Consider the following 25,471-nt stretch of genomic DNA (forward strand, 5'->3'; position numbering starts at 1 on the left):
GACCGCGGGGCCGCGGTCACTGGCCCAGTCACTCGAGCGTCACTCGTCGTCCGCCTGCGGCCGTACGGCGTCGCCGACAGTGAAGTGCGAGAGGGCGAACACCAGCGGGGCCGAGTACTCGGTACTCACCGAGTTCGCGGCGAAGGCTCCCTGGTCGTCGACGTAGGCCTTCGCCGGCGGCGGTTGCTCGGACTCGATGTACTCGTCGAGCACCGGGTCGCCGCCGTCCTTGTTGGGGCCGCCGACGAGGTAGCCCGGGATGGTGACGTCGGCACTGGCGCTGATGCGGTCGTGCGGGTGCTCCGGCGGGTTCTTGCCGACGCCCGTGACGTAGGACCTGGTGGTCGGCGTCCGACCGAGGACGTAGTGGACCTGGTCGAGCGCCGCGTCGACGTACGCCTCGTCGGCCTCGACGGCGTTCGCCACGAGGAGGAGGACCGCCTCGCCGATGGCGACCCTCGTCGACCCCCAGTAGTACTGTCCCTCCGTCAGTGCGACGTTGTACCCGTCCCGACGGATCTGCTGGACCTGGCTGTCAGCGTACGCGAGAATCGCGTCCTCGACGGACGAGCGCCGGTCCGGCGCGGCCGCGTCGGCGGTGTAGTAGGCCCATTGACCGAGCGGGAACGTCCTGTACCACTCGACCGGCCAGGGTTTGGCCGAGAACTGGTCCGCGTGTTCGCGTTCGAGGTAGTCGGCGTACTGTGACTCGCCCGTCGTCTTGAGCAGTTCCGCCGCGGCCCAGAAACGGTCTCCGGCGTCGCCCAGTGTGCCGGGATTCCGGTAGCTGCTGGAGCCACCGTTCTGCCCCTCGTCGTGCCGGAAGTACGGCTCGGGGTTGTCGAGGAGGAACGACCAGGCCGCCTCCGCGTTCTCGAGAGCGCGAGAAGCGAACGCCGGGTCGTACTCCTCGTAGACGCGGGCGGCGAGCGCCATCGCGCCGGCGAACTGGGCGGTGCCGAACGTCGACAGGCCGAACACGTACCGCTGCTGGGTGTCCGCCGCCGGCGGGGCGAACGATGGCCACTCGGTCCCGGCGACTTTGTGGTAGACGGCGCCGTCCTCGCGTTGCATCTTCTCCAGCCACTCCAGTTCGAACCTCGTCTCTGCGAGGAGGCCCGGCAGCCAGACGGGTGCCGTCTCGTCGGCCAGCGCCGCGTCGATACCCAGTTGGCCCGATTCGAAGACTGCGGGATTTCGCTCGTGTGCCAGTAGCATCTGGGCGACGGACACCGCTGCCAGGGGGACGTACTTCCCGTAGTCGGCCGCGTCGTACCAGCCACCGGCGACGTCGATCTGCTCGCCCTCGTCGTGGAACTCGTCCGAGAAGTACAGCTTCGCCTCGCTGTCCTGCGTGTGACCGGGCCGCAGTTCGAGCCCCGTGACGTCGTCGTCGATTTCGGTGTTCGACCGCCTGAGCGTGTAGGCGCGACACGTCGCCGCGAGCGCCTCGCCGTAGACCCCCTCGTCGACGGTAAACGTGTACGACCCCGCCGAACCGTCTGCGGTCCTGAGAGCGTACGTCCCGGGGGTAGAGAGGTCGCTGAAGTCCGCCTGCCGGACGGTGTCACCGGAGGACTCGTCGTCGATCTCGTCCCCGAGTTCGCCGCTCTCGACCACCGAACGGCTGTCGACGTCGACGACGTCGAACGCCTCTGCGGGGGTCCTGACGACGGCGACCTTCTCGTCGCCCGGGCGGTAACCGACCTGGTCGACGAGCACGTCTTTGCCCACCGTCGCGGGCTCCGTCACCGTCGGCTGGGGCGTCTCGGTCGGCGTCGCTGTCTCGGTTGGCGTCTCCGTTTCGGTCGGCACGCCGCGTCGCCGGTCGTACGGACTCGGACACCCGGCGAGTGACGTGACTCCTCCCAGGCTCGCGGCGAGGTACGCGCGCCGAGAGGCTAACGACCGCCGCTCGTCGGACATACTACCCCATTTCCGAAGGGTAGCAAAAGGGTTGTGCCGAAAGGCTATTGGTGGTCCCACATGGGTCGCTGTACCGCTGGTTTCGACCGACAGTTCGTCACGCGCTACGACCGCTACTCCCACCGGAATCCCACTGGATCGGACGGCGGATCGAGCGGACTTCGCGGGAGTCCGCTCTGGGGTTCCGGCGCGTTGTAGCCGCCGGGAGCGACGTCGTTCGGCCCATCCGGATAGCACAGCGACGCCAGGAGCTGGATCTGGCCGCGACCGACGTCGAGTTCGAACTGGCCGCCGCCGTACAGTGAAATCCCGTTTCGCTCGCAGTAGGCCAGAAAGTCGAGCAGTGACTCGACGGTGCCGAACCGCGAGGGCTTGCAGTTGAGCCACTCGGGGTCGAACGGCAGCGTCTCGACGCTCTCGACGCCGGTGATGGGGTAGTCCCACGACACCCGATTCTCGTGGCCGTCGAACACCGAGCGAGTCTCCTCGGTGACGCCCGGGTCCTCGACGACGGCGTCGGGGAACCCCGTCACGATACGGCGATAGAACGCCGGTTCCACGGGCGTCTCGACCTGCGAGTCCTCGTAGAGGGCCTTCAGGTCCACCACGCGGACGGCGTCGGTGTCGGCCAGGTGGGCGACCACGTCCGCGTCCCACGCCGGCGTCGGGTCGAGTTTGAACTCCGTCGCCGGGTCGACGTCGAGCCAGTGGTCGACCCGGTCTGTCGACGGGGTTCCCTCGTCGTCCTCGGCGAGTCGCGTCGAGACGACGAACCGCACCGGGTCGTACTCCCGGCCGAGGGCGCTCCCGAGGTCCGTGTCGGCCTGATTCAGGGCCAGGTCCAGCGCCGCGCTCTCGAGGGCCCATCGCCGATAGTGACGGGACGCCTCGCGCTGTGGCGGTTCGGGCCACAGGTCGACGTCGTCGAGAAACGCGGAGAACGAGTCGAGCGTGTACTCGCCGGACAGGTCGGCGTCGAACGCTTCGAACGCGTCGTGGTCCTCGGTGTCGTAGGTGACGTCCTCACCTTTCCCCTCGACGCCCTCCCCGCGCACCGTGACGGTGGTCGTCACCCGTGTGAACCCGCTGGAGGTGTCCTTCTCCTGCCGGGTGAGGTCGTACCCTTCGATAGTAAGTGGCTGGTCCGCGACCCGGTCGTACATACTCGCACGTCGGGCTGCCGGGGCTTAACGGCGGTGGACCAGGGGACCAGTATCCGCGACTGATCAGACTACCGGGTGGGGCTTTCAGGTCGTTCGAGGTCCCTCTCCGGTCGTTTCCGCGTCTATTGACTCGAGAGGCGGATTCGGAAACGCTTAACCACGCAGGCCCGTCAAGGGTGGGTATGGCCAAGTTCGAGCAAGCGTCGGAGCGACTCCTCAACAAACAGATCTGCATGCGCTGTAACGCCCGGAACCCCGGCGGTGCCGAGAAGTGCCGCAAGTGCGGGTACAAGAAGCTTCGGCCGAAAGCGAGCGAACCGCGGTCGACCTGATTCTGCGGCCACTGTTCGGATCTTCTCCGAGTCGCGAGCGCTAGCTCTCTTCTCCCTATTCGTCGGGGTACTTCGGCTCTCTGCGCTCCGCCCGCTCGAGCGCGCGCTCGACGACCTCGCGGACGTCGCCCTCGAACACGCCGCCGTGCCCCGAGTACATCTGCTCGACGGAGTGGGGCATGCGGTCGAGCAGGTGGCGGATAGACTCGACGAGCCGGTCGCGTGACTGGCCGGCCATGTCGGTTCGGCCGAAACTGCCGTCGTCGAAGGCGCCGTCGTCGTGGACCACGACGTCGCCCGAGAACAGCGCGGACTCGGAGACCAACGAGACGTGGTCGTCGGCGTGGCCCGGCGTGTACACCACCTCGAATTCCTCGTCGCCGATCTGGACCGAGTCGCCGTCTTCGATCCTCTGGGCCCGTCGCGGGTGGTCGCCGTAGGCGTACAGGTCGGCGTCGAAGGCGTCGAGGACCGAATCCAGCTCCGCGACGTGGTCGCCGTGCTGGTGGGTGAGGACGACCCGCTCCACGCCGTCGACGTGGTCTCTGATCGCGTCGACGACGCCAGGGTAGGCGCCGGCGTCGACCAGCGTCGTGACTTCGCCGTCGACGAGGTAGGCGTTGCAGGTGAACGACTCCGCGGCGTCGGTAACAGTGTGGACCGCCATGGACACGTGGTCGGCCGGTCACCGCTTGAGTGTGGCGAAGTAGTGTAAGATTGCCAACTTTTGCGGCGAGTGATTTTTCAATAAGAACCTCATAGTCTTTCGTGTATGGGGTTTGGGAGCTACGACGAATCGGAACAAGATAATCAGGAGTATGACACGGACTTCGAAGACGACGAGGGTGTCGACACGGCCGAGAACACCCACGAAGGCGAGGTCGAGTACGAGTTCACGGCCTCGAACGACGAGTTGCTGGACCGTCTGAAGGACATCAAGACCGACGAGAACACGTGATGAAGGCCGGGGCTCGCGCCCTCGGCGTCGCTGAGTCGTATCGCGACCAGACCAGCACGCTCGCCGGCACCGTCGTGCGAGCGGACAGGGTCACTGACGGCTTCGTTTTCGGGAGCTGTACCGTCGGCGGCAGCGACGCGACCGCTGCCGTCTGCGACCTGGTCGCCCGCCTCGATCGCGAAGACGTCCAGTACCTCTTCGTCGCCGGCATCGCTCCCGCCTGGTTCAACGTGCTCGACCTGCACCGGATCCACGAAACCACTGACCTCCCGGTGCTCTCGGTCGCCTTCGAGGAGAGCCTCGGCCTGGAACCGGCCATCCGCGAGGCGCTCGACGACGCCGACGTCGTCCGCGACCGGCTGGCGACCTATCACGACCAGCCCGACCGCCGACGACTCTCGGTCAACGACGAGACCGTCTTCGTTCGCAACGTCGGCATCGGGGACGACGCGGCGAACGACGCGGTCCGTGGGTTCACGCCCGAAGGCGGTCGACCCGAACCGCTCCGCGTGGCGAGACTGGCCGCCAGGGCCGCCGACGAGTTCGTTCGCGATGGCTTAGGCGGTGATTAAGGACGAACTGGCGGCCGTGCGGTAGGAAGCGTGATTCGCGCCGGACGGGGTGGCGCTAGGCGCCACCTGTTGCGCGAACGGCGCGAGCGGGCCGAGGGCTTTCCCCTGTTTGCGGTGTTTTCGTCGACTCCTAGCGAGCGTCCAGCAAAACCGTCTCGGAATCAGTTATCCAGCATCGAGAGCACGCGCAGGACGAGTTGCAGGACGTGGACGAACACGCCCATGACGGCGACGTAGATACCGAGGGCGTTGCGCAGGTCGCTCTCGTAGCGGTTGGCTTTGACGGCCCAGATCTCGTAGGTCAGGTCGACGACGAAGCCGAGGAAGAACAGCAAGCCGGCGACCAGCATGAGCATCGGGTTGATGAAGAAGCCGACCGCACCGAGCGCGAATCCGCCGATGAAGAAGCCCCAGGAGTACTTCTGCCAGTTGGCGAAGGAGTGGTCCGTCTTGAACACGACGAGGGCGACGACCGCCGTGATGAGGCCCGTGATGACAGCGGTGATGGCAAGCGCCGGGATCCAGAGCCCCTGCTGGCCGCCGAACGCGGCGAGGATGGCCGCGCCGAACAGGCCGTAGCCGGCCTGAATCATCGTCACGCCGACGCCGGCCAGCGGGTAGTTCCCGCTCTGGACTCCCTTGTTGGCGACCCAGAACCCGCCCCCGACGGTGACGACGAAGACGGCGATGCCGATGAAGAAGTTCGAGAACAGCAGCTGTGCGATGGGGCCCACCGCGTAGGCCAGCACCAGCATCAGGACGACGTTGAGGACGACCAGCGCCGTGGCCATCCCGGTGATCTTGCCGAGGTTGAGCGACGGCGTCGCGTGTCCGCCCATCGCGTCGTGTTCGAATGAGTTACTCATCGACCGTTCGTTACGCACGATCCTTTATGTACCTTCTCCACTGTCAGATAGAATTCATCACTCCCACTCGCGTGCGAGCAGGCCGAACAGCGCCGCGTCGACGAACTCACCCTCGACGCGGTAGGCCTCCCGCATGGTGCCCTCGCGTTCGAACCCGGCCTTCTCCAGGACGCGCATCGACGCCTCGTTGCCCGCGAACACGCGGGCCTGGATCCGGTGGAGTTGCCGGTCGTGGAACGCCCACTCGGCCAGCAAGTCGACGGCCTCCGTGGCGTACCCCTGTCCGCGCTCCGACTCGACGATCCAGTAGCCGATTTCGCCGTGACCGCTCACGTCGTTCACGTTGAACGCCCAGGCGTAGCCAATTGGGTCCTCGTCCCGACAGGGGAGAAAATCCACGAAGCTATCGTCGCTCTCCTCGACCATCTCGCGCACGTCGGCCACGGACTGGGGGTCGTGCTGGCTGGTGTATCGCCGAATCTGCGGGCTGTTCCACTGGCTCGCGATGAATTCGCAGTCGTCGGGCGTCACCGTCCGAAGGGTCAGGCGGTCGCCGGCGAGAAACGCAGGTCCTGGCATGCCGACGACTGCTCACACGAGCGGAATAACGGTTGCCGTCGCGTGGCACTTCCCCACACACCGGCCACCGCCGGCGCTACAGCCGCTCCAGCACGGCGTCCGAATCGTACTGCAACGTCAGCTCCCGGGAGCGGCCGCGTCCCTCGACGTTGGTGTAGCTTGCCTCGATTATACCCAGCTGGTCGAGCTTGTTGATGATCTCCGAGTAGCGCGTGTAGCCCAGGTCGGTCTGGTCGTTGAACGCCTCGTAGATGTCGCCGGCGCGCTCGCCGTCGTTCTCGGCGATGACCTCGACGAGCGCGCTCTCGGAGTCGGTGAGTTCGCCCAGCCGCCGGGAGAGGTGGACGTACTTCGACTTGTCGTAGGCCTTCTCGACGTCCTGGGCCTCGACGGAGCGCGAGGCCCGCATCTCGGCGTTCATCCCGGCTCGCCGGAGGAGGTCGATGCCGACCCGGAGGTCACCGCCCTGCTCCTCGGTGAACTCGGCCACCCGGTCCAGCACCTGCGTGCCGACGGCGCCCTCGTGGAAGCCCCGGTCGACGCGCTCTCTGAGGATGTCGACGATCTCGGTCTGGTCGTACTTGTTGAAGTAGATCTCCTCGGGGCGGAAGACGCTCTGGACGCGCGTGTCGAGTTCGTCGATGACGTCCAGGTCGAGGTCCGAGGAGATGCCGATGACGCCGATCCTCGCGCCCGAGTGGGCCTCGTGCGCACGCAACAGCGAGTACAGCGTGTCGCTGGCTTCCGACTCGTAGAAGAGGTAGTTGACGTCGTCCAGCGCGACCACGAGCACTTCCTCGCGCTCGACGAGGCGGTCGGTGATCTGCGAAAAGAGCTTCTTGAAGGAGATGCCCGACGACGGCGGCTCGTAGTCGAATATCTCGGCGAAGAGCCGCGAGAACACGGCGTAGCGGGTGGAGTCGACCTGGCAGTTGACCCGCACCGCCTGGACCTCCGTCTGGGCGCGCAACTCGTCGAAGAGTATCTGCGTCGCCGTCGTCTTGCCGGTCCCGGGCGGCCCCCGGGCGATGACGTTCAGCGGCCGGGAGCCCCGGACCGCGGGCCGCAGCGAGTACTTGAGCGTCTCCATCTGCGTCTCCCGGTGTTTGAACGTCTCGGGGAGGTAGTCGATCTCGAAGACGTGCTCGTTGCGGAACACGGACTCGTCCCACCCGAGCATATCGTCTCCGGGGTCGTCGCTCATCACTTTCACTGGGGTGCTGGCGACACTTAACGATTTACCACTTACGGTGAAAGTGAAACCGCAAGAGGGCGATGGGGCCGATCGCGGGAACGCGTGACAATCGCACGCTAGCCGTACTCCGTTCGCAGAAACCGACGTCCGAACTACTCCACTTCCACGGTCCCGACCATCCCGCTGGTGACGTGGGGCACGCAGACGTAGTCGTACGTCCCTTCGACCTCGAAGGTGTGTTCGAAGGTCTCGCCCTCCTCGTTCGTGGCGAAGCGGTCGTCCCCCTCGTAGGAGGCGAAGGGCTCGGCGTCCTCGGGCAGCGACACCGCGCCGGCGCTGTCGTGGTCGGGATTACAGGAGACGTTGTGCGTGGGGCTCTCGAACGTCCACGTCACGGTCGTTCCCGTCGAGACGCTGATCGTCTCCGGCGAGAACGTGAGCGACCCGCCGGGAGCGACCGCGACTTCGTTCCCTTCGGCGCCGCCGTCGCCCGAATCGTCGCCCGATCCGTCGCCGCCGTCACCGCCCGACCCGTCGTCGCCGTCGCTACTACAGCCCGCGAGCCCCGCGAGCGAAGACCCGGCTATCGTCCCCAGCAGTGTCCGTCGTCGCATGCCCGTGGAACGGGCCGCCCCGGACAGGTACCTTTCGGTCGGTGCATCGCCGCGCCCGGTCAGACCGTCCGGCCGTACCGACAGTTCGGACAGTAGAGCTGTCCGTCCCGGACGAGCAGCAGGCTCCGTTCGCACCGCCGACAGGGATGCGTGACCGAGGCGATGCCGGTCTCCCGGGCGACGGCCTGCAGAGTGTTCTGTAGCTGTTCCACGCGATCCTCCGTCTGCGCGAGCCGCTCTCTGAGATCGGCGCACTCACCCGCCAGTCGTCGGTGCTGTCTGTCCATGGCTGTGTGGGATGGCAACGTACTACACGTAGGTGGCCTGCTGGCGTAAAGCTAGCGGGCGACGGGATAGTCGAATCCATCGCTGTCGTGCGATTTTGAATGCGTCGCTGCGGTTGGACTCGAGCCGGGTCAGCACGAAGCGAGGGCCCGGCCTGCCTCACGGCTCCCTGCGGTCGCCGTTCGGCATATAGGTGGTTCCTCACTCCGTTCGGAACCACCCTACTCCTCACGGGTCGCTTCGCTCCCCGTTCGCCGTTTCGACGGTCTTCGCTCCGCTCAGACCGTCCTACTCCTCGAACTTCGCCAACAGATCGTCGTAGAAACCGGCCCCAGCTTCGGGCTCGCCGCCGTTCGCCGCCGTTCGCTCGCCGTCTGCTAGCTTCTCCACGATCAGCTCCGGCGTCGAGCGCGCGAGCGTCCCCTTGACCGGCGAGCGGTTCACCCGGAGTTCGCCCTCGACCAGTCCCTCGGCCTGGATGCCGTCGACGGTGAGGTCGGTGCCGGCGGCGTCGATGACGTCGCCCGCGAGGTGGGAGACGAACACGCCCGTCGCGTTGCGCTCGCCCAGCGCTTCGAGGATGCCGGCGATGATTGTCGCGGCGGCGCCGGGTTCGGTGATACTCTCCAGTTCGTCGACGAGCACCATGATCGGTCGGTCCGAACTGATATCCGTCACCAGTCCACTGAAGTCCCGCAGCGTCGCCTCGAAGGCGCCGGCGTCGAGGGTGCCCTGGGTCTTGGCGTGGTAGTGGAGTTCCGCGACGCGTTCGACGCGGGCCGACGCGGCGGGGACGGGCAGGCCCATGTGGGCCAGGATGGTCACCAGCGCCACCAGGTCCAGGGTGGAGGTCTTCCCCCCGCTGTTGACGCCCGAGAGGATGGCCATCCCCTCGACGCGGTAGTCGACCGGGTCGACGTCGTCGAAGGGGACGTCCAGCAGCGGCGAGCGCCCGCCCTCGATGGCGAAGCCCGGTTCTTCCTCGGGCTCCCCGTCGACCCCGCCCACGGCGGGCATCGCGCACTCGAAGTCCGCGGCGAACCGGGCGACGGCCAGTTCCACGTCGAGTTCGAGGGCGGCGTCGACCAGCGACTCGGCGTCCGCGCGCAGGCCCGCCAGGTCGCCGGCCACCTCGCGCTTGAGGCGGGCCGCCCGGCGGTCTCGCGCAGTCGTCAGCTCCTCGCGCAGGCGCGACACCGCGCCCTCGTCGCGGTCGACGGGGTAGGTCGGCTCGTCGGGGACAGCCATCCGCGCCGTCGACTCCGCGTCCCGCAGGTCGAGCGCGTCGACGAGGTGGTCGCGGGCCTTCTCGACGGCGCGGTCGTACTCGTCGGCCAGTTCCCGGGAGAGCAGGGAGTCGACGCCGGCGCCTCGTTCGACCAGCGACAGCAGGTCGGTCCCCTCGATGGTGACGTCCCGTTCCTCGATGGCCTCCCGCAGGTGGTCGTTGGCCACCGATTCGGCCGTCGACACCGCGGCGTCGAGGTCGTCGACGGCCGTCGACAGGCGGTCGAGTTCGCCGTCGTCGCGGACGCCGCCGTCCTCGTCGAGACGGTCGAGTGCGGATTCGAGCGCGTCCAGATCGCAGGGCGAGTCCAGGCCCGCGGCTCGATGGACGTTCACCGCCGCCTGCAACCGGTCCCGGTTCCGTGCGAAGAAGGCCAGCGGGCGCTCGGGAACGACGTCGGCCGGGGTCTCCAGGGCGTCCGGTTCGACGCGGACGTCGCCCTCCACCTCGACGCCGGCGAAGGACTCGTCGAGCGCGACCACCGTCGCATAGCTGCGCCCGAGCTCGGCGAGCTGACGCGTGTCGTCGACGATTTCGACCGATATCTCAGGAATCGCGGACTGGGCTTCGGCGTAGCGCTCGGCGTCGCTCGTCGCGAGACACCGGTCCCTGACGCGGACGTCGCCGGGTTCGACGAGTGGCTCGACGTCCTCCAGGGCGGCCAGCACGTCGGTATCGGGTTCGCGGTCCATCGCACGTTCGGCGAACTCGCGGACCTCCTCGATGCGCGCGGGCACCGAACTGGGATAGATCGTCTCCAGGCGTTTGGCGGCGTAGTCCGTGACGGTCCGCGCCTGGAGCAGGTCGAGCGCGTCCCGGTAGAGTTCGCGGGCACGGTCGGTCGCCAGGAAGCCGCCGGGGTCGTCGTGGCCGTCCCGGATGGCCGCGCGGGCGATGCGGGCAGCCCGCCCCTCGCTGATCCCGGGCGCGCGGGCCAGTTCGGCCACGTCCCCCTCGCGGAGCGCGCGCTCCGGGTCGTCGAGTTCGGCGAGCGCGTCGGCCGTCTTGCTGCCGACGCCGGAGACCGATTCGAGGTCCATCAACTGTGACCGGGTACCCGCCCGTTCGGCAAAAGGGTTGTCGCTCTCACGCGTCCGGTCGCACGCCGATAGACTCACTTTGTTCGTCTATCGAGCCCGGCCTCACGCAGTTCGGCCGGACGCCGGCTGACTCCCGTTGGTCGTCCGTCGAGCCCACGCTCACTCCGTTCGCGTGGACGCCGGCAGACTCGCTCCGCTCGTCTCCCGAGCCCGGCCTCACGCAGTTCGGCCGGACGCCGACGCGACTAGTCCGCCGAGACGCTCTCGGTTCCGGTCGCCCCGCGTCGCTGGGGGGCGTCGAGGGCCACGCTCGCGGGGGCGTCGACGGCTCCCTCCTCACTGTCTTCCCAGCCGTCGTGGCAGGTCACGAGCGTCGACGCGAGCGAGCGGTAGGCGTCACCCGCCGGGCCGGTGGTGGCGGGCGCCGCGTCGACGGCGGCGTCCTCCGGAACCGCGCCGAGGAGGGGGACGCCGAGTCGGCCGGCGACGTCGCCGAGGTCGGTGTCCGCAGTCGTGCGCGTCACCACGGCGCCCAGTACCGTCGCCTCGGCGTGGTCGACGAACTCGGCGGTCTTGGCGACGTTGTCGACGGCCTCCTCGTGTGGCGTCGTCACCAGCACGGTCCCGTCGGCCAGCCCCGTCGCGACGAGCGCCTCGTGGCTCAGCCCCGCGCCGGTGTCGACCAGGACGACGTCGTACTCGTCGTCGAGCGGGTCGACCACCGCCTGCAGGTTCGCCGGGTCGGCCTGCTCGAAGTGTTCGATGGTCTGGCCGCCGGCGACCAGGTCCGGCCCGTCGTCGACCGCGACGAGGACGTCGTCGACGACCACCTCGCCCGCCAGTACCGAGTGGATTCCCGATTCGGTCGGCTCGCCGAGGACCTCGGCGAGGTTCGGCAGTGCCAGGTCGGCGTCGACCAGGACGACGTCGAAGCCGGCGTCGTGCAACGCGACGCCGAGCGACGCCGTCGTCGTGGACTTGCCGACGCCGCCCTTGCCGCCCGCGATGGTATAGACCCCCATGGGGCTGTGAGTTCGCGATTCTCGGTTGTAAAAGTGCGTATGACGCACGTCATCGGACCGCCGGACGTCGCCGGGATCTGCGGGGAGAAGACGGCTGTTGGCGGCCGTCTGACCGGGGCCGTAGTCACGGCGGACGCCGTCGTGTCAACCGTCCGGAGACACGACGCGAGACGCAACGGACTTTTCTCTCCGCGTACCGAACGACAGCCCATGACTGCCGTCGCGGCCAAACTCGACGCTGCTCGCGCCGACCTCGCCGAGCGTGACGCCGTCCTGATCGCCTTCTCCGGCGGGGTCGACTCCTCGGTCGTCGCCGCCATCGCCCACGACGCGCTCGGCGACGACGCCGTCGCCTGCACCGCCAAGAGCGAGACGCTCCCGGCGGCCGAACTCGAGGACGCCAACCGCGTCGCCGAGGAGATCGGCATCCGCCACGAGATCGTCGAGTTCTCCGAACTCGACAGCGAGCAGTTCGTCGCCAACGACGACGAGCGCTGTTACCACTGCCGGTCGATGCGCCTCTCGGCCATGTACGACGAGGCCCGCGAGCAGGGCATCGACGTCGTCTGCGACGGCACCAACGCCTCCGACCCCGGCGAGGGCCACCGGCCCGGCCTCCGCGCCGTGGAGGAACTGAACGCCTACTCGCCCCTCCTCGAACACGACATCACCAAGGAGGAAGTGCGAGAGATCGCCCGCGAGTACGGCCTCTCGGTCGCGGACAAACCCTCGATGGCGTGTCTCTCCTCGCGCATCCCGACGGGCCTGGAGGTCACCGAGGACCGCCTCTCCCGCGTCGAGAAGGCCGAGCGACTCCTGCGGACCTGGGGCTTCGAGCAGTTCCGCGTGCGCGACCACGACGGCCTCGCCCGCATCGAAGTGGGCGAGGAGGAACTCGACGTGGCGCTGGATCCGGACTTCGTGCGGGCGGCCCGGGACCACATCGCCGACGTCGGCTTCGACCACGTCACGCTGGACCTGCACGGCTACCAGACCGGGAGCGTGAGCCCGGCCGCCGAGGCCGAGGACGAGTCCGCCTCGGCCGACGACCTGCTCGGCACCGACTACCCGACGGCGACCGAGGACTGACGGAGGACCGGACGCGGTTCGACGGTGCCGGTTCGACGCCGTGGCGCACGCTTTCAGCGCCGGAAACTCCGCTCGCGATTTTATAGGGGGTCCGTGAGAAAATTCGATCGAATGACTCGCACAGCGCTCACGCTGATCGTCCTCGTCGCACTGCTCGCCTCCCTCCCGGCGGTCGCGGCGGCCGAGACGCGCAGCGGCGGCACCGTCGTCGTCGAGGAGGGCGAGACCGTCGACGACGACCTGGAGGCCTTCGCCGGCTCAGTCGTCGTCCGCGGCACCGTCGCGGGCGACCTGACGACCGCGGGCGGGGACGTGCGCATCGCCGAGTCGGGCACCGTCGAGGGCGACGTCGAGATGTCCGGCGGCTCCATCGAGATCGCGGGCAACGTCACGGGCGACGTCGAGGCCGGCGGTGGTTCCGTCCGCCTGGCCGACACCGGCCGGATCGGCGGCTCGCTCCAGGCCGGCGCGGGCTCCATCTACGTCGACGGGGTCGTCGGCGGCGACGCGGAACTGGGCGCCGACACGATAACGCTCGGCCCGGACGCCCGCATCGAGGGGAACCTCACCTACAACGGCGACCTCTCGCGGGCCGACGGCGCGACGGTCGAGGGGACGGTCACCCGAGACGAGAGTATCCAGACCGGTGGCGGCCCGGTCCCGTCGTTCGCGGGCCCGGTGTTCCAGGTCTACGGCGCGCTCGCGACGCTCCTGCTCGGCGCCGTCCTGCTGTTCGCCTTCCCGCGGTTCTCGACCGAGGTCGCGGACCGCGTCGCGGGGGACCCGGTCCGGACCGGCGGTATCGGCATGCTCGTCGCGCTCGGGGTCGTGGTCGGGCTCGTCCTGCTGTTCGTCACGTTCATCGGCATCCCGCTGTCGCTGGCCGGGCTCCTCCTCTTCCTGGTGGTGCTCTGGGCCGCCTCGGTGTACGGCCGCTACGCGCTCGGCGAGTGGCTGCTGTCGCAGGCGGGCCTGGACAACCGCTGGCTCGCGCTGGTCGTCGGCGTCGCCGTCGTCGCGCTGGTCGGACTGGTCCCCCTGCTCGGCCAGCTCGTCCAGACCGTCGTGCTGGTGCTCGGGTTCGGCGCCCTCGTCCTCGGCATCTGGGAGGGCTACCGGAACCGGGGCGAGGCCGCGCCGGCCGCCGCCACCGACCCGATCTGATGGGTGACGACACGCTCAAGGCCGTCGCAGCCAATCGTCGGCCATGAACGTCACCGTCGACGTCGTTGGCGAGGACAGCCACGACGTGGCCGTCGACGACGACGCCACCTACGCAGACCTGCTCGCCGCCGTCGACCTGAGCCCCCACGCGGTCTCGGTGATGGTCGACGGCCACACCGTCCCGGAGGACCAGCCGGTCGACGCCGACCACGTCCGCGTCGTCCGCCTCATCAAGGGCGGGTAGATGCGGGTCCGCGAGGCCGATCCCGGCGAGGTCGCGGCCGTCCGCAACGTCCTCGACGGCGCCGCGCTAGCGGTCGACCACGATTTACTCCGCGAGTGTCTCGACCAGGGCGCCGTCCTCGTGGCGACGAGTACGGACAGTAGCAGCGACGATACGGCTGAAACGGACGCCACCGTCCTCGGCGCGCTCGTCCTCGACGGGGACCGGATCGACGCCGTCGCGGTCCGGCGGAACCGTCGCGGGCAGGGGATCGGAACCGAACTGGTCGAGGCCGCCGCCGCCCGCCGAGACCGCCTCGTCGCCGAGTTCGACGCCGGCGTCCGGCCGTTCTACGAACGGCTGGGGTTCGACGTCGAGCCGACGGCCGACCCAGACCGATACAGGGGCCTGTGGACCCCGGAACGGCCCTGAACTGGCGTGTCACCCGAAACGATTATATCTGGACACTAAGATCACCTTCCAGGTAGCTAACTCATGTCAGCAACGATCGCCCAGCGAGCGGCCGACGCCACGTCGGACCGGCTCGTCGCGTATCTCATCGACTTCGCGTTACTGAGCGGCGCCGCGTTCGTGCTGTGGATCATCGCCGCCGTGGTCAGTTCGGTGCTCTCGTTCGGTGCCGGTATGGGGATGGACGCGGCTGATCCCGCCGCGGTCACTAGCGGGTCCCTGCTCGCCACGATGGCGGTCAACGTCGTCGTCTACGGCGTGCTCTGGCTCGCCATCGGCGCGATACTGGTGTGGTACTTCGTCTACTACGCCGACGACGGCCAGACGTTCGGCAAGCGGTCCCAGGACGTCGCGGTCGTCAGCGACGACGGCGCCGCACCGTCGAAGCGCCAGCGCTGGATCCGGGCCGGTATCCTGCTCGCGCCGTTCCCCCTGATGGCGCTCCTCGGCGCCGTCCTGCAGGGACTCGGCTTCGTCTTCGCGGCGTTCATCATGGCCGTCTGGCTCGTCATCGAGGCCGCCGTCATGTTCCTCAGCGACGACGGCCAGCGCATCGGCGACCGGGCCGCGAACACCTACGTCGTCGGCACCGACGGCTGAACGAGTGGTTCACGGCCTCGTTCGCCTGTCCGCGCTCAGGTAGTCCGCCCGGTGAGCGACTCTATCTGTAACTCCCACAGCTCGACGGTCACGTCTTCGACAGCCTCGTCGAAGATCCGGAGCGGTTCGAACGCCTCGTTGATCGCGACCGCGTCCCACGCCGGGTCGTCGTCGGGGACCTCCCGGAGGTCTCCCCTGGCGAGGACGCTCCAGGACGTCAACGCCTCGGGGTCGTCCGTGGGTTCGGCGTCGTGGACGACGTACGTCGCCGTGGTCGTCGCGTCGGCGAACGACAGCTTCGTGCTCCCCGGATGGTCGCCCAGGTGGAAGTACAGCGACCCGTCCCGGTACTCGTGGACCAGCGGCACGGCGTAGGCCTCGTCGCCGTCGGCCAGTGCGAGCACGCCGGTCGGCGTCTCGCGCAGGTACCGCTCTACCTCCTCGTCGTCGAGTCCGCGCGTGTACGCGAACTCGATGTCGGTGTCCATACCTGATCGACGGTGCGTCGCGCCTTAAGATCAGACCAGCGGCTCCACGACGTCGCGCCCGGCGTCGAGCAGCTCGTCGACGCGCGCTTCGCTCCCGGCCTCGGCGTACACCCGGAGCTTCGGCTCGGTGCCGGAGGGGCGGACCAGCACCCACGTCCCGTCGGCCAGCGTCATCTTGAACCCGTCCACCGTCGAGACGTCGGCGACGCCCTCGCCGGCCACCGACTCGGGGAGGTCGGCTTCGAGTTTCTGCAGGACGGTGGCCTTCCGGTCGTCCGGGCAGTCGACGCTGACGCGGCCCTGGTGAATCTCGCCGTGTTCGGAAAGCAGCGCGTCGACGCGGTCGTCCAGGGGCTCCTCGGCCGCGGCGGCCGCGGCCAGCAGCGCGACGAGGACGCCGTCCTTGTTCCGGAGGTGGGCACTGACGCCGAAGCCACCGGACTCCTCGCCGCCCATCAGCGCGTCGTGCTCGCCCATCGCCGCGGCGACCCACTTGAACCCGACCGCCGTCTCGTGGACGGACTGGCCGTGGGCCTCCGCGACGCGGTCGACGATGCTGCTCGTGGAGACGGTGCGGACGACGTCGCCGGATGCGCCGGATAACAGGTCGTCGTACACCGACGCGAAGAAGAGGTTCGGGTCGAGGAAGCCGCGCTCGGGCGTGACGATGGCGACCCGGTCGGAGTCGCCGTCGTTGATGACGCCCAGGTCGGCGTCGCCCGAGGTGACCGTCTCCGTGAGTTCTTCGGCTCGCTCGGCCACCGGTTCGGGCGCGCCGCCGCCGAACTCGGGGTCCTGTTCGCAGCGGAGGCGCTCGACGTCGGCGCCGGCCCGTTCGAGCAACCGGTCGGTGACGCCGCGGCCGCTGCCGTGCATCGCGTCGTAGGCGACGCGGAGCCCCGAGAGGTCACGGCCGCCCGCCCGCAGGTCGTCGACGAACGCCAGCGCGTGGTCGAGGTACGGCCCGACGAGGTCCGTCTCCTCGACGTCGCCCCACTCCTCGTCTGGCAGGCTCTCTGGCTCGGCGAGGTTCGCCACGACGTCGTCGGTGACGTCGGGGAGCGCCGGCGCCCCGTCGCCGGGGACGAACTTCACGCCGTTGTACTCCGGCGGGTTGTGGGAGGCGGTGATCATCAGCGCGCCGGCCAGGTCGCGGTCCCGCACCGTCCAGGCGACCACCGGCGTCGGCGCGTCGCGCTCGGGCAGGACCACGTCGAAGCCGTTGGCACACAGGACGCGGGCCAGTTCCTCGGCGAACCCGCGGGAGTGCTCGCGGGCGTCGTAGCCCACGGCGACCGGCGCCGTCTCTCCCTGGTCCCGCAGGTAGGTCGCGACCGCCTGGCCGACCATCCGCACGCGGTCGTCGGTGAACTCGTCCAGCGTCGCGCGCCAGCCGTCGGTGCCGAACGCGATGGCGTCGGCGCGCGCCTCGTCGTCGGTCATAGAGTACGATGCTCGCCGGGCGAGCAAAAAGGTCCGGTTCGGCGACAGGTGCCCGTCGCGGCGGGCTAGGGGGCGTCGCCGTCGACGAGCGCTTCCTTCTCGGCACGGGAGAGCTGTTTGACCTCCCACTCCCTGCGCATGGCCGCGGACCGGGAGCCGAACGCCTCGACGTGGACGAGTTCGACGGGCGTCCGCCCGCGCGTGTACTTCGCGCCCTCGCCGCAGTCGTGTTCGTCGACCCGCCGCTCGACGTCGGTCGTGTAGCCGGTGTACAGCGACTCGTCGGCACACCGGAGGACGTAGACGAAGTGATCGTCACTCACGTCGCCCACCGCCGGGTCCGGCCGAGCGCGTGTCGTGGTCTGTGGGCGATACGGCGACGCCGATCAGGCTTCGAGCGCGCGTCGCTTGGCGACTTCCGCGATCCCCGCGTTCGCGGCGCAACTCGGGCACGCGCGGACTTCGCCGTCGGCGTCGGCGAAGACGCGCGCGAACCGATCGGAGACGTGTTCGCCGCAGTGAGTGCAGTTGGACATCGTGATAGCCGGCGGTGTCGCCGGCAGTTTGTCATACGTTCCCACGATAGAAGTACTCTCATACCCACTAGTCAGGTATCTCCGTCGTCCCGCCGTGCGTCGGCGACACGCCGGGCGACGAGCCCGGCCTGCGTGCCCGCGGTGAATCCGGCGTCGACGTTGACCACCGTGAGTGCGGTACAGGACTGGAGCATCCCCGAAAGCGCGGCCTCACCCTCGCCGCCGTGGCCGTAGCCGGTCGAGACGGGGAGCCCGATAAGGGGGACGTCGACGAGGCCGGCGATGACCGTGGGAAGCGCCCCCTCGCGCCCCGCCGCGACGATCAGCACGTCCTGTTCGCGGAGTTCGTCGAGGCGGTCGATCGTCCGGGTGAGCGACGCGACGCCGACGTCGTCGACCCGGTACACCTCGGCGCCCATCTCCTCGGCGATCATCGCCGCCTCACCGGCGGGAACCGCGTCTGAGGTCCCCGCCGTCACGACGCCGACGCTGGCGTCGAGCCGCGTCGGTTCGTAGTCGGGACCGTGGGCGACCAGCCACCGGGACCGGTCGTCCCACCGGAGCGTGGCGTCGGGATGGGACTCCGCGAGTCGTTCGCGGATGGCCGCCGGATCGCCGTCTTCCAGCCGCGTCGCGATGGCTCGCCCAGTCGTCGTCAGCGCCGTCTGGACCAGCTCCGCCACCTCTTCGGACGTCTTTCCTTCGGAGAGAATCGCTTCGGGGACGCCGGCCCGCTCCTCGCGCGCCGCGTCGTATCGACCGGCCTCGCCCGTCGCGTAGCCGGCGAGCGCGGCTTCCGCTTCCGCGGGGGAGAGATCTCCCGCGGCGACTGCATCGAGTATGTCGCGCATGGTGGTTGTACTGGTGGGGGTGGTCGTAAGGGTTGGGAGCTAGGCCGGGGCCGACCGAAGGGAGGGCCCGGCTAAATGCGAACGGGGAGCGAAGCGACCCGTGAGGTAGGCTGGTCGCTCGCAGAGCGACCAGCTACACAGCGAACGGCGACCAGCGGGAGCCGAGAGCTAGGCTGGCGCCGACCGCAGGGAGGGGCCAGCTATACAGCGACCACCGGGAGCCGCGAGGGAGGCCGAGGCTGACCGGTTCGCTCGTGCCCCGAGGAAATCCAGTCTGGGGAAGCGCAGACGAAATTCGCCGGGGAAAGTACCGACGAAGGAACCGGCTACCTGGTCGCGCACCTCGAAAGTCAATCCGCGCGCGAGACACCGAGCGGCCGTTTCTCGCCCTGGCGGACCGTTCGGCGGGTGTTTTCGACCGGACTAACGTGACGAAACACCCTCCTTTATATAACTAAACAGTGCCAAAACCGCTCAAACCCCCGTGAGTACCGGCGAGGAGGCCGTGCTTCAGGAAAGTATATAAGGTGCCACTGGGAACACGGAGGTGTATGGCAGACCTGATCGTCAAAGCCGCCGTGAAAGAAGCGCTCAACGACATGAACGTAGCCTCCGACTTCTACGACTCGCTCGACGAGGAAGTTGAGGAACTGCTCCAGGACGCCGCCCGGCGTGCCGACTCGAACGACCGCAAGACAGTCCAGCCCCGCGACCTGTAAGGCTGACTCCGCGGTTTTTCCGTTTCGTTACTTCGACCAGCGACGGCCTCGCGATGTCGTCCTGGCTCCCGACACTCACTCGGAGCCCGAGAGCTGTCGGACGGTGACGCCGTCCTCGGTGCCCACGTGGAGTTCGTCCGCGAGATCGATGAAGAGGCCGTGTTCGACCACGCCCGGGAGCGCCGAGAGGTCGGTCGCGAGCTCGTCCGGTCGGTCGATTTCGCCGAACTCGCAGTCGAGCACGAGGTTGCCGTTGTCGGTGACGACGGGGCCGTCCTTGCGTTCGGCCCGGCGGAGGACGGGCTCGCCGCCTAGCTCGCGGACTGCCTCGGCGACTGTGGTGCGGGCGCTCGGCAACACCTCGACGGGGACGGGGTGGTCGAGGACGTCGGCCTCCTTCGTCGGGTCGGCGACGACGAGGAAGCGGTCGGCGGCCGCGTCCACGATCTTCTCGCGGGCGTGGGCGGCGCCGCCGCCCTTGACGAGCTGTCCGTCGGCGACCTGGTCGGCGCCGTCGATGGCCAGGTCGACCGACACCTCGTCCAGTTCGGCCAGCGGAATGGCCGCCTCGCGGGCCAGTTCGCGCGACTGGAAGGAGGTCGGGACGCCGGTGACGTCAAGCCCCCCATCGACCCGTCGACCGATGGCGCGGATGGCGTGGGCCGCGGTGCTCCCGGTTCCGAGACCGACGACCTGCCCGTCCGCGACGCGCTCGGCGGCGGACTCGCCCGCCCGCCGCTTGGCCGCCTCGGATCCGCCCTGTTTCATGTATGTCCCCTCTGCGGGCGGGTAGAAAATCGCTACGGCTGGTCGTCACCGTCGGTCCGGTGTATCCTGTCCTGTGTAGTCCCGGTCCAGCGTGGTCCCGGTCCAGCCAGTCCTGAGCCGGGTCTACAGTCGGCGTAATCGAACGACGTGGCGGCCGGATTCGGTCGCCGGTCGGAGCCGGCGCCTCGTCCGGTGGTACTCGGGGCGTTACTTTGACCGGACGACGCCCCTCGATGGTCACGAGTACGATCGTTGCCTCGACGATGGCCCCAGCAGTTCACCCTCCCCGAGACGTTGCAGCGCCGGCCGTCGACGATCGCGCAGCCACCGCCCCACAGGTCTGATCCCGCTGATTCGGGCCGCCTTCGGCCGATTTAAACAGTGGATACTTTTCCCCCGGCCCCCTGACTGGGAACCATGTTCGGGACCAGCGGAATCAGGGGACCGGTCGGGGACGAGGTCACCGCGTCGCTCGCGCTCTCGGTCGGCCGGGCGGTCGGCGTCGACGCGGACAGGGTCGTCGTCGGCCGGGACCCGCGCGAGTCGGGCGAGTTCCTCGCAGACGCGCTCGCGGCCGGCCTGCGCGAGTCGGGCACTGACGTCGTCGACCTGGGGCTGGCGGCCACGCCGACGGTCGGCCGCGCGGTGGCCTGGGAGTCGGCCGACGTCGGTGTCTCGGTGACGGCCTCCCACAACCCCCCGCAGGACAACGGTATCAAGCTCTGGCAGCCCTCCGGCCAGGCGTTCGACGCCGACCTGCGAGAGCAGATTTCGGGGCGCATACGCGAGGAGGCGGCCGAACTGGTCGCCTGGGACGCGGTCGGTGAGCGCCGGGCGGCCGACGCCAGCGAGCGCCACGTCGCCGCCCTGACCGACGCCGTGGCCCTGGCCGACCCGCCCGCCGTCGTCGTGGACCTGGGTAACGGCGCCGGCGGGGTGACGGTCGAGGCGCTCACGCGCCTGGGCTGTGACGTCGAGACGCTCAACGCCCAGCCCGACGGGTCTTTCCCCGGGCGCCCGAGCGAGCCCACCGCCGAGAACTGCCAGTCGCTGTCGACGCTCGTCGGCTACACCGACGCGAGCCTGGGCATCGCCCACGACGGCGACGCCGACCGGCTCCGCGCCGCGAGCGCGGACGGCACCTACCTCTCTGGCGACGAACTACTGGCAATCTTCGCGGCGGACGCCGCCGAGCCCGGGGACGCGGTCGCCGTCCCGGTCGACACCAGCCTCGCCGTCGCCGACTACCTCGCCGAGCGCGACGTCGACGTGACCTACACGCCTGTGGGGGACGTCTACGTCGCCGACGCCGCGAGCGAGCCGGGCGTCGCCTTCGGCGGCGAGCCCAGTGGTGCCTGGATCTGGCCCGAGGAGACGCTGTGTCCCGACGGCCCGCTCGCGGCCTGCAAGCTCGTCGCGCTCGACGCCGAGCGGTCGCTGGCCGACCGGGTCGCCGACGTGCCGGAGTACCCCATTCGCCGGGACAGCGTCGAAGTCGACGACAAGACTGGCGTGATGGAGCGGGTCAGCGCCCGCGTCGCCGACGAGTTCGAGGACGTGTCGACGCTGGACGGCGTCCGGGTCGACCTTGGCGACGCGTGGTTCCTCCTCCGGGCCAGCGGGACCCAGCCGCTCGTCCGAATCACGGCCGAGGCACGCGAGCGATCTCGGGCCGACGACGCCTTCGAACGGGCACGGTCGGTGCTCGACGCGAGCCGGGACTGATAGTGGTGGTTGTCAGCCCGTGCCGGCGTTCGACGTGGACGGTATCGGCGAACGCCGGTACAAAGTTACAACCACCACTATGACGGGTGGCTGCTGGCCGATCAGGCGCCACGGTTGACTGCTGGTCGATGACGCGTGAGGCTGCTGGCCAGCGAGGCGTGAGTGACAGCGGTGGGAGAAGTGCGCCGCGTCCGTCGACCGCCTCCCACGGTCGCGGGCGGGCGCGGCCCGGCGTTTCTCGTCCGAGACGGCCACCGACTGACCCCCTGCGGTGTCGGCGGCCGCACGGACCGAGGACGGCGGGCTGTAGTCGTGTGCTATCCGCGACGCGTGGACCGGGCTTCCCGGACGCTCGCCCCGTCTCGGATCTTGTCCTCACACTGCGGGCAGACCCGCGGCGCATCGACCCCGTTGGGCGTGAAGACCCGTGCGTAGTCAGCCGTTACAAAATTGCCGCAGTTCTGGCATTCCGGCATACGTGAAACTGTAAGGACAGCTATCCTCTTAATGATTGGTGATGTGCCACGAGCTACCACGACGGCGCCGTCGTGCTGTTAGTCGGCTCTGGCGGCTCTCTGGGGCGATCTGGGCGCAGAATCGCTCCGGTCCGGGGACCGGTCAGAAGTCGGCGGTGGTCGTGTCGTCCTCGGCGAGTTCGACGACGCCGTCGAACAGGTCGCGGAACCGGTCGACCGTCGCCTCGTCGTGGACGCCCTTCGCCAGGTGGAACAGGCCGACGGCGTCGTGGGTCGCCAGCAGGTCCAGAATCTCTTCCACGGCCCGTTCGGCGCGGTCCTCGTCGGCGTAGTAGATGAGTTCCGTCAGCGAGTCGAAGCTGATCCGGAGTTTGCCGTCGTGACTCTCCAGGAACGTCTCGACTTCGTCCACGATGCCCTCCCAGTCGTCCGGCGAGGCGACGTAGCGGAGGTTCTCAGAGGCCCTGCGGGTGTAGCCCCGTTCGATGGAGATGGTGTCGAGGATGGTCGCCCGGTCCTCGTCGACCTCGTAGTACTCCAGTTTCTGCTCGACCTCGCGGGCGGAGGTCCGCGTCGAGACGGCCAGCAGGTTGTCGGTGTCCGTACTCAGAAAGTCCGTGTCGATGCGGTCGGTCTCGCCCGTACTCGGATGCAACAACAGGACGCCCGTGCCGCCCGGAATCGTCTCCGGCGCCCCGTCGATGGCGAGCGTGTACTCCATACGGACAATACGGCGCGGGCAGGCGCTTTAACTCTGCGGGTAACGGGCCACTCCCAGAACGTTTCGCCCATCAGAACACGCTGTCGGCCGTCGCGGCGCCGACGACGCTGAAGATAGCGCCGACGGCGATGGCCTTGAGCGTGGTGAGCAGGACCTCGGTGGTCGTGGGGTCGGTGAGGATCCCGGCCTCGACGAGGAACGTCTGGGGTGCGGTGAAGGCCAGTGCGAGGAAGGCGACGGAGCCGAAGGAGACGCCCATCAGGGAGACGAATCGCAGCGGGACGCCGGCGACCTCCGCCTCGGCGTCGGGGTCCCGGTCGTCGTCGGCCTCGTACAGCGCGCCGTAGCCGATGCCGAAGACGATGCCGACGACCGCGAGCGTGTGGGCCCAGGTCATGTTGGCCGCGAGCACCCACACCTCCTCGGTGACGACGAAGGGGCCGGCCAGCAGGAACCCGCCGACGATCTGCTGGGCCGTGTCGGCGAGTTTGAACCGCGGCGCGCGAGCCATGCCAGCTATTCCAGCATCAGGGGCCTAAACGGTGGCGTTCTCGGTGGTCCGGACGACTCAGGCCGCACCTCGCAGTCGCGCCCAGCCGCCGCGGTAGACGAGGAGGTACGCCAGCGGGAGGGTCACGGCGAGCAGGCCGAGCGTATACAGCGGCGTCAGCAAGAAGTCGACTGGTGCGAGGAGCGCGCCACCGATGAACGCGCCGTATCCGGCGACGACAGTCGTCTCGACGGCTCGATCACGCGCAGTCCGTGGGTATTCACGCTCGCCGAGTTTTCGCCACCGATTGTAGAGGTAGGAGAGGAGAACCAGGTCGACGATCACGACCCACACGCCCCACGACCGGGGATTCGAACTCCCCCGGGCGCTGGCGTCGCGGTACACCCAGTAGGCGACGAGGATCCGGAGGGCGATTATGAATGCTATGAACGCGTAGCCGGCGAGCATCCAGGGCCGGGCGTCGCTGAACGGTGGCTGGAGGGCCATCACTGACGTCGTGTCAGCTAGTGTACGTAGTTCTTTCCGTCCAGTCGGGCTCGTTCGCACTGCTGGAACGGGATACGTGGCTCAGCCGACTGAACGGAGCCGTCCGAGCCCGCGACGGTACCAGAGGAGATACGCGGCGGGAAATGTGAGGACGAGCGACGCGGGGATGGAAGTGAGCTGAACGAACGGGTCTGGTGGTGCGAAGAGGAACGTGAGGAACACTCCAGCACAGCCGGCGATCAGCGCCGTCTCGACCAGTCGCTTCCGAGCCGTTACTGGCTCCTGGCGCTCGCCGATCCGACCGGCGAGGACGAAATAGAGGCCACTCGCGGGGAGGACGACGAGCGTACAGAGCGCCCAGAGACGAGGCCTGTCGCTGCCCCGGTCACCCGCGTCAAGGTAGACCCAGTACACGAACAGCAGGGACAGACAGGCGAGGAGGCCGACACTGGCCGCGCCCATCACGACCACGACTGTCGGCGCCGACGTCCCAAACTGGCGGAGGGCAGTCGGCAGGGCCGATGACATGGCCGATGCCACGACGATAAGAACCATATATTTCACCTCTCGCCGACACGTTCGCGAACGCTGTCCGTGGGTTGGAGTGATCCGGTTCGAACGGACCGGGACCGAACTGAATTTGCCGCTGGCGACGCTCGATCACAGTATGAGCGCCGGCGACGCCTTCGACGAGTGGGCACGGCAGGGCAAGGACCAGGGGATGGAGGAGCGCCACTGGCACACGGCGAAACACGTACTCTCGCAGATGCCCGTCGAGGAGGGCGACACCGTGCTGGACCTCGGCAGCGGGAGCGGCTACGCCGGGCGGGCGCTCCGCGAGACTCGCGGCGCGGGCCGGACGTACGGCATCGACGCCGCGGCCGAGATGGTGCACAACGCCCGCTCGTACACCGACGACCGCCACTCCGGGTTCCTGCGCGGCGACTTCGAACACCTCCCCTTCGCCGACGACTCCGTCGACCACTGCTTTTCGATGGAGGCCTTCTACTACGCCGAGGACCCCCACGCCGTCCTCGGGGAACTGCTGCGGGTGCTCCGGCCCGGCGGGACGTTCTACTGCGCCGTCAACCGCTGGGAGGAGAACGTCTACTCCCACGAGTGGGAGGAGCTGGTTGGAGTGCCAATGGTGCTGTGGAGCGAGCGCGAGTACCGCGCGGCGTTCCGTGAGGCGGGCTTCCACGTCGCCGGCCAGGACCGCATCCCCGACGAGGAGACCGAAATCCCGCCCGAGACGGACTTTCCCACCGAGGACTGGGAGACCCGGGAGGCGATGGTCGAGCGCTACCGCGAGTACGGCACGCTGCTGACCGTCGGCGTCGCGCCCTGACCGTGACCGTCG

32 protein-coding genes are annotated in these 25,471 nt (G+C 68.8%); 11 read left to right on the forward strand and 21 right to left on the reverse strand.

Annotated features, from left to right (window positions below; genetic code table 11):
• Window positions 1–39: 39 nt before the first annotated feature.
• Together BM337_RS02315 and BM337_RS02320 are read right to left on the reverse strand one after the other, a co-directional pair.
• Window positions 40–1,926, reverse strand: coding sequence for a glycoside hydrolase family 9 protein (locus tag BM337_RS02315; protein WP_089813517.1), 1,887 nt, complete (start codon window positions 1,924–1,926; stop codon window positions 40–42).
• 113 nt (window positions 1,927–2,039) lie between these two features.
• Window positions 2,040–3,089, reverse strand: a complete 1,050-nt coding sequence (locus tag BM337_RS02320) for a hypothetical protein (RefSeq protein ID WP_089813519.1) — start codon at window positions 3,087–3,089, stop codon at window positions 2,040–2,042.
• Between the two features lie 182 nt (window positions 3,090–3,271).
• Between BM337_RS02320 and BM337_RS02325 the strand changes: the two genes are divergently transcribed.
• Complete coding sequence (locus BM337_RS02325; RefSeq protein WP_089813521.1) at window positions 3,272–3,421, forward strand: 50S ribosomal protein L40e; 150 nt, start codon at window positions 3,272–3,274, stop codon at window positions 3,419–3,421.
• 55 nt (window positions 3,422–3,476) lie between these two features.
• Here BM337_RS02325 and BM337_RS02330 read toward each other — a convergent pair whose 3' ends face one another.
• Window positions 3,477–4,088: an MBL fold metallo-hydrolase gene (locus BM337_RS02330; RefSeq protein WP_089813523.1), complete on the reverse strand. Its 612-nt coding sequence runs from the start codon at window positions 4,086–4,088 to the stop codon at window positions 3,477–3,479.
• A gap of 105 nt (window positions 4,089–4,193) precedes the next feature.
• On the opposite strand from BM337_RS02330, the gene BM337_RS02335 reads away from it, so the two are divergent.
• Both BM337_RS02335 and BM337_RS02340 read left to right on the forward strand, forming a co-directional pair.
• On the forward strand, window positions 4,194–4,379 hold the full coding sequence (locus tag BM337_RS02335; protein ID WP_089813525.1) for a DUF5786 family protein: 186 nt from the start codon (window positions 4,194–4,196) through the stop codon (window positions 4,377–4,379).
• On the forward strand, window positions 4,379–4,951 hold the full coding sequence (locus tag BM337_RS02340; protein WP_089813526.1) for an endonuclease dU: 573 nt from the start codon (window positions 4,379–4,381) through the stop codon (window positions 4,949–4,951). The genes BM337_RS02335 and BM337_RS02340 overlap by 1 nt, the downstream gene beginning before the upstream one ends.
• 161 nt (window positions 4,952–5,112) lie before the next feature.
• Here the strand turns inward: BM337_RS02340 and BM337_RS02345 are convergent, their stop codons facing one another.
• The 7 genes from BM337_RS02345 to BM337_RS02375 form a co-directional block, all read right to left on the reverse strand.
• Window positions 5,113–5,817: a hypothetical protein gene (locus BM337_RS02345; RefSeq protein ID WP_245778590.1), complete on the reverse strand. Its 705-nt coding sequence runs from the start codon at window positions 5,815–5,817 to the stop codon at window positions 5,113–5,115.
• A gap of 57 nt (window positions 5,818–5,874) precedes the next feature.
• Complete coding sequence (locus tag BM337_RS02350; protein ID WP_089813528.1) at window positions 5,875–6,396, reverse strand: GNAT family N-acetyltransferase; 522 nt, start codon at window positions 6,394–6,396, stop codon at window positions 5,875–5,877.
• A gap of 76 nt (window positions 6,397–6,472) precedes the next feature.
• Window positions 6,473–7,600: an ORC1-type DNA replication protein gene (locus tag BM337_RS02355; RefSeq protein WP_089813530.1), complete on the reverse strand. Its 1,128-nt coding sequence runs from the start codon at window positions 7,598–7,600 to the stop codon at window positions 6,473–6,475.
• A 143-nt stretch (window positions 7,601–7,743) separates the two neighbouring features.
• Window positions 7,744–8,205 carry a plastocyanin/azurin family copper-binding protein gene (locus BM337_RS02360; protein WP_089813532.1) on the reverse strand — a complete coding sequence of 154 codons (462 nt, stop codon included), beginning with the start codon at window positions 8,203–8,205 and terminating at the stop codon, window positions 7,744–7,746.
• Window positions 8,206–8,264: 59 nt separating this feature from the next.
• A complete protein-coding gene (locus BM337_RS02365; protein WP_218155504.1) occupies window positions 8,265–8,417 on the reverse strand; it encodes a hypothetical protein in 153 nt (50 codons plus the stop codon).
• 361 nt (window positions 8,418–8,778) lie between these two features.
• Window positions 8,779–10,818 (reverse strand): helix-hairpin-helix domain-containing protein, encoded by a 2,040-nt coding sequence (locus tag BM337_RS02370; RefSeq protein WP_089813534.1) that lies wholly within the window; start codon window positions 10,816–10,818, stop codon window positions 8,779–8,781.
• 245 nt (window positions 10,819–11,063) lie between these two features.
• Window positions 11,064–11,840 (reverse strand): nucleotide-binding protein, encoded by a 777-nt coding sequence (locus BM337_RS02375; protein WP_089813536.1) that lies wholly within the window; start codon window positions 11,838–11,840, stop codon window positions 11,064–11,066.
• Between the two features lie 210 nt (window positions 11,841–12,050).
• Between BM337_RS02375 and larE the strand changes: the two genes are divergently transcribed.
• The 5 genes from larE (at window position 12,051) to BM337_RS02400 (ending at window position 15,387) form a co-directional block, all read left to right on the forward strand.
• On the forward strand, window positions 12,051–12,929 hold the full coding sequence (gene larE / locus BM337_RS02380) for an ATP-dependent sacrificial sulfur transferase LarE (protein ID WP_089813538.1): 879 nt from the start codon (window positions 12,051–12,053) through the stop codon (window positions 12,927–12,929).
• A 111-nt stretch (window positions 12,930–13,040) separates the two neighbouring features.
• Window positions 13,041–14,093, forward strand: coding sequence for a bactofilin family protein (locus tag BM337_RS02385; protein ID WP_089813540.1), 1,053 nt, complete (start codon window positions 13,041–13,043; stop codon window positions 14,091–14,093).
• A gap of 43 nt (window positions 14,094–14,136) precedes the next feature.
• Complete coding sequence (gene samp2, locus BM337_RS02390) at window positions 14,137–14,337, forward strand: ubiquitin-like small modifier protein SAMP2 (RefSeq protein WP_089813543.1); 201 nt, start codon at window positions 14,137–14,139, stop codon at window positions 14,335–14,337.
• Entirely contained in the window at window positions 14,338–14,748 is a 411-nt protein-coding gene (locus BM337_RS02395) for a GNAT family N-acetyltransferase (RefSeq protein ID WP_089813545.1), read from the forward strand.
• Between the two features lie 63 nt (window positions 14,749–14,811).
• Window positions 14,812–15,387, forward strand: coding sequence for an RDD family protein (locus BM337_RS02400; protein ID WP_089813547.1), 576 nt, complete (start codon window positions 14,812–14,814; stop codon window positions 15,385–15,387).
• A 35-nt stretch (window positions 15,388–15,422) separates the two neighbouring features.
• Here the strand turns inward: BM337_RS02400 and BM337_RS02405 are convergent, their stop codons facing one another.
• The 5 genes from BM337_RS02405 to larB form a co-directional block, all read right to left on the reverse strand.
• Window positions 15,423–15,875 (reverse strand): pyridoxamine 5'-phosphate oxidase family protein, encoded by a 453-nt coding sequence (locus BM337_RS02405; protein WP_089813549.1) that lies wholly within the window; start codon window positions 15,873–15,875, stop codon window positions 15,423–15,425.
• 30 nt (window positions 15,876–15,905) lie between these two features.
• Window positions 15,906–17,318 (reverse strand): phosphoglucomutase/phosphomannomutase family protein, encoded by a 1,413-nt coding sequence (locus tag BM337_RS02410; protein ID WP_089813551.1) that lies wholly within the window; start codon window positions 17,316–17,318, stop codon window positions 15,906–15,908.
• A gap of 65 nt (window positions 17,319–17,383) precedes the next feature.
• Window positions 17,384–17,641 (reverse strand): GIY-YIG nuclease family protein, encoded by a 258-nt coding sequence (locus tag BM337_RS02415; protein WP_089815523.1) that lies wholly within the window; start codon window positions 17,639–17,641, stop codon window positions 17,384–17,386.
• A 63-nt stretch (window positions 17,642–17,704) separates the two neighbouring features.
• The gene (locus tag BM337_RS20900; RefSeq protein WP_177227113.1) at window positions 17,705–17,854 is read right to left on the reverse strand and encodes a DUF7563 family protein; all 150 of its coding nucleotides are present in this window, start codon (window positions 17,852–17,854) and stop codon (window positions 17,705–17,707) included.
• Window positions 17,855–17,925: 71 nt separating this feature from the next.
• Window positions 17,926–18,705 carry a nickel pincer cofactor biosynthesis protein LarB gene (gene larB, locus BM337_RS02420; RefSeq protein ID WP_089813553.1) on the reverse strand — a complete coding sequence of 260 codons (780 nt, stop codon included), beginning with the start codon at window positions 18,703–18,705 and terminating at the stop codon, window positions 17,926–17,928.
• Between the two features lie 551 nt (window positions 18,706–19,256).
• Between larB and BM337_RS02425 the strand changes: the two genes are divergently transcribed.
• The gene (locus BM337_RS02425; protein WP_089813555.1) at window positions 19,257–19,424 is read left to right on the forward strand and encodes a DUF1931 domain-containing protein; all 168 of its coding nucleotides are present in this window, start codon (window positions 19,257–19,259) and stop codon (window positions 19,422–19,424) included.
• Window positions 19,425–19,499: 75 nt separating this feature from the next.
• On the opposite strand, the gene rpiA is transcribed toward BM337_RS02425, so the two are convergent.
• Entirely contained in the window at window positions 19,500–20,192 is a 693-nt protein-coding gene (gene rpiA, locus BM337_RS02430) for a ribose-5-phosphate isomerase RpiA (RefSeq protein ID WP_089813557.1), read from the reverse strand.
• A 417-nt stretch (window positions 20,193–20,609) separates the two neighbouring features.
• Here rpiA and glmM point away from each other — a divergent pair, with 417 nt between their 5' ends.
• Window positions 20,610–21,917, forward strand: a complete 1,308-nt coding sequence (gene glmM, locus BM337_RS02435; RefSeq protein WP_089813559.1) for a phosphoglucosamine mutase — start codon at window positions 20,610–20,612, stop codon at window positions 21,915–21,917.
• Window positions 21,918–22,234: 317 nt separating this feature from the next.
• Here glmM and BM337_RS21950 read toward each other — a convergent pair whose 3' ends face one another.
• The 5 genes from BM337_RS21950 to BM337_RS02455 all read right to left on the reverse strand — a co-directional run bounded on the left by BM337_RS21950 (window position 22,235) and on the right by BM337_RS02455 (window position 24,639).
• Window positions 22,235–22,393, reverse strand: a complete 159-nt coding sequence (locus BM337_RS21950; protein WP_449271692.1) for a DUF7563 family protein — start codon at window positions 22,391–22,393, stop codon at window positions 22,235–22,237.
• A gap of 142 nt (window positions 22,394–22,535) precedes the next feature.
• Window positions 22,536–23,114 carry a DUF7090 family protein gene (locus BM337_RS02440; RefSeq protein WP_089813561.1) on the reverse strand — a complete coding sequence of 193 codons (579 nt, stop codon included), beginning with the start codon at window positions 23,112–23,114 and terminating at the stop codon, window positions 22,536–22,538.
• 70 nt (window positions 23,115–23,184) lie between these two features.
• Complete coding sequence (locus BM337_RS02445; RefSeq protein ID WP_089813563.1) at window positions 23,185–23,625, reverse strand: DUF2391 family protein; 441 nt, start codon at window positions 23,623–23,625, stop codon at window positions 23,185–23,187.
• 57 nt (window positions 23,626–23,682) lie between these two features.
• Window positions 23,683–24,111 (reverse strand): hypothetical protein, encoded by a 429-nt coding sequence (locus BM337_RS02450; RefSeq protein WP_089813565.1) that lies wholly within the window; start codon window positions 24,109–24,111, stop codon window positions 23,683–23,685.
• Window positions 24,112–24,192: 81 nt separating this feature from the next.
• The gene (locus BM337_RS02455) at window positions 24,193–24,639 is read right to left on the reverse strand and encodes a DUF7534 family protein (protein WP_089813567.1); all 447 of its coding nucleotides are present in this window, start codon (window positions 24,637–24,639) and stop codon (window positions 24,193–24,195) included.
• A 139-nt stretch (window positions 24,640–24,778) separates the two neighbouring features.
• Between BM337_RS02455 and BM337_RS02460 the strand changes: the two genes are divergently transcribed.
• Window positions 24,779–25,459, forward strand: coding sequence for a class I SAM-dependent methyltransferase (locus BM337_RS02460; protein ID WP_089815526.1), 681 nt, complete (start codon window positions 24,779–24,781; stop codon window positions 25,457–25,459).
• Window positions 25,460–25,471 lie beyond the last annotated feature (12 nt).

Origin of the sequence: Halomicrobium zhouii, assembly GCF_900114435.1 — an archaeon.
GTDB classification, from domain to species: domain Archaea; phylum Halobacteriota; class Halobacteria; order Halobacteriales; family Haloarculaceae; genus Halomicrobium; species Halomicrobium zhouii.